The organism is Rhodomicrobium sp. R_RK_3, from assembly GCF_002198715.1.
Lineage (GTDB): Bacteria > Pseudomonadota > Alphaproteobacteria > Rhizobiales > Rhodomicrobiaceae > R-RK-3.
Genome location: NZ_MWLK01000010.1, coordinates 1 through 2,822, shown reverse-complemented (window position 1 = coordinate 2,822; position 2,822 = coordinate 1). Strand labels below are relative to the sequence as shown.

At 65.3% G+C, this 2,822-nt stretch carries 3 protein-coding genes; 1 reads left to right on the top strand and 2 read right to left on the bottom strand.

All coding sequences use genetic code 11. From position 1 onward, the window contains the following. Nucleotides 1-340 precede the first annotated feature (340 nt). Nucleotides 341-826, bottom strand: a complete 486-nt coding sequence (locus BLEFHOIH_RS05375; RefSeq protein ID WP_088343500.1) for a peroxiredoxin — start codon at nt 824-826, stop codon at nt 341-343. Nucleotides 827-872: 46 nt separating this feature from the next. After that, nucleotides 873-1,754, bottom strand: coding sequence for a protein-disulfide reductase DsbD domain-containing protein (locus BLEFHOIH_RS05370; protein WP_088343499.1), 882 nt, complete (start codon nt 1,752-1,754; stop codon nt 873-875). Between the two features lie 145 nt (nt 1,755-1,899). Here BLEFHOIH_RS05370 and BLEFHOIH_RS05365 point away from each other — a divergent pair, with 145 nt between their 5' ends. Then, nucleotides 1,900-2,517, top strand: coding sequence for a YqgE/AlgH family protein (locus BLEFHOIH_RS05365; RefSeq protein WP_088343498.1), 618 nt, complete (start codon nt 1,900-1,902; stop codon nt 2,515-2,517). Nucleotides 2,518-2,822: the final 305 nt, after the last annotated feature.

Genomic DNA, 2,822 nt, shown 5'->3' with positions numbered 1-2,822 from the left:
TGCGGCAAGTGGAGAGGCGAGTGGGCCCCGGCTCTAACGGCCGGGGCGAAGGAATCGAAGTTTTGCAAAGGTCTTCAGTGGGAGAGGGTGGCACGCGCCAGCGTGCTCACCCCAGCCCTCTCCCCATGGGAGAGGGAGTCGTGCTGCGGATCTTGAAAGGCTGTGTTCTATCTGCTTAGAGCGAAAATGATCCCGTAGAACGGGATGGGGGTAAGATGCGTAACGAACGCCCGCCCGTCATCTCGCTCTGAACGTGAGAACGAGATCGCCAGGACGCAGACGCTTGCCCGCGCCTTCGGTTCGGAGCGCGAATCGCCTCCGTCTAACCCCGGATCCGGCGCTAGAGCCCCGCCAGCAGGGAGACGGCGCTGCTGATATCGGCCTTGCCGGGTCCGTCCTCGATATTCAGAATCTTGACCACGCCATCTTCGACCAGCATGGCGTAGCGCTTGGAGCGGATGCCCATATTGTTCGGCGTGCCGTCATTGTCGAGGCCGATTGCCTTGGCGAAATCGCCATTGCCGTCGGAGATGAAGACGATCTTGTCGGCGGCGCCGCTGGCGGCGGCCCAGGCGGTCAGCACGAAAATGTCGTTGGTCGACGTGCAGACGATCTGGTCGATGCCCTTGGCCTTCAGCGCGTCGGCATTCTCCAGGAAGCCGGGCAGATGGTTGCGGTGGCAGGTCGGCGTGAAGGCGCCGGGCACCGCGAACAGCGCCGAAAGCTTGCCGCCGAAAATCTCGTCGGTCGACTTCGGCGCGGGGCCGGACGCCGTCATGATCGTGAATCTGGCTTTCGGGAGCCGATCTCCAACCGCGATAACCATGGTAACCCCTTCTTGATCGATTAGGCCAGCGTTCGTCCCGCGCGCATCATTTCACGCGCCAAGTGGTTTCGCAACTGCCCAGGTCCGAGGCCAGCGTCAGCCGCAAGAGCTGCCCCCGCAAGGCCATCGCCTGCTTTTCGTCGGGAAATGTCAGGATAAAATGCGACCGGCCGCGCGCATTATGCGGCTGCTCGATGGCGGGTGGGACGATATGCCCATCGGGCGCTTCGGCGAAAAGCTCCAATTTGGTCGCCCGCTCGTCGAAGGCGGTCTTGATCACCAGGGCGGGCCTGCCGTCGACCGTCCGCCGCGCGCCGGCGATGAAGCTGTGCGGGCAATAGACGCCCTGGGCCTGGACGCGCGGCACCAGTTCGAGCGCCGCCCGGACCGCCTCGCTTTGGCCGCCCTCCTCGGCCGCGCCGATCTCCAGTTCGAGCCGCGCCGTCACCGGCTTGCAGCTTTCGCTGCAGACGCTGTAGGTGATGCCGAGCGCCAGCTTCACCGGCAGGTCCTCCCGCTCCGGCGCAATCAGCACCGGGAACACCACGCGCTGCGCATAGCCCGCGACCGCCGCCCCCTCGGCAAGGCTGAGGCGCGACGGCGCCGGCCACAGCACTTCGGCCAGCCTCAAATTGGCCGAATTGCCCCAGTCGAAGGTGGGCGGCTCGCCGCCTTCGGGGCTGCGCCAGGCCGTGCGCCAGCCGGGCTCCAGCGCAATCTCGATCCCCGCCGCCGCCACCTGGCGCTCCTGAAAGCTGATCCGCCCGGCCCAGATCAGCCGTGCCCGCGACGGCCCGCTTTCGGCCCAGGCGGAGGCGTCCTCGCGAGCCCGCGCCGGCCCGGCAAAGGCGATGAAATGCAGGATCGTGCCGGCCAACAGCCCCCAAACCGCCGCGCGCGCGGCTGCGCCAACACGATTTGCGATCACGGTTTACTTGGCCTTTGCATGGGGCTGACTAAGTGAAAACGGCGTCTGTATCGCACATTCTGGCATATTCCCTGCACATATTTATCGAGACGAGCCGCAGGAACCCCCTTCACAGACATGGCAGGATACCGCTATCCTAAACTCTATGCCAAGGACGACGCGAAATCCCAAGGCGACGGGGGGCGAAGGCTATCTGGACGGCCATCTGCTGCTCGCCATGCCTTCGATGACCGACCCGCGCTTCAACAGGGCTGTCATCTACATGTGCGCTCATTCGTCCGACGGGGCGATGGGCATCGTGGTGAACCAGCGCGCCTCGCATATCACCTTTCCCAAATTGCTGGAACAGCTCGATATCGTCCCCGGCCCGCGCAATGAGAGCATCCGCGTGCCGATCGAAAAGATGGCCGTGCATACGGGCGGCCCGGTCGAGACGGGGCGCGGCTTCGTGCTGCACACCACCGATTATTTCGCCGCCGACAGCACCCTGCCGATCGACGACAGCGTTTCGCTGACCGCCACCATCGACATATTGCGTGCCATCGCCGCCGGCTCCGGGCCGACCCGGGCGCTGCTGGCGCTCGGCTATGCCGGCTGGGCTCCGGGGCAATTGGAGAACGAAATCCACGCCAATGGCTGGCTCACCTGCCCCGCCGATGCCGAACTGATCTTCGGCGGCGAGGTCGAGACCAAATATGACCGCGCCATGGCCAAGCTGGGTGTCCACCCGTCCTTCCTGGTCGCCGAGGCCGGGCACGCTTGAACCGGGCGACTGAGGCGGCCCCTCAAACGGCAATGGTCGTTGGCGGAAGCGCGCGTTGGCGGCGGATGGCCGCCACGGGACGGTTCCAAGTTCGCGGCGTCCGGATGGCGGGCCGTGCCTCACCGATAGTTTGTAACCCCTCACCCCAGCCCTCTCCCACTGGAGACCTTTGCAAAACTTCGAATCCTTCGCCCCGGCCGTGAGAGCCTACTCGCCTCTCCACTTGCCGCAGCAATAGCGGAAATATGATTGGGTCCCGGCTCGGCCTGACGGCCGTCCGGGACGACGGGGAGAGGACCTTCGAT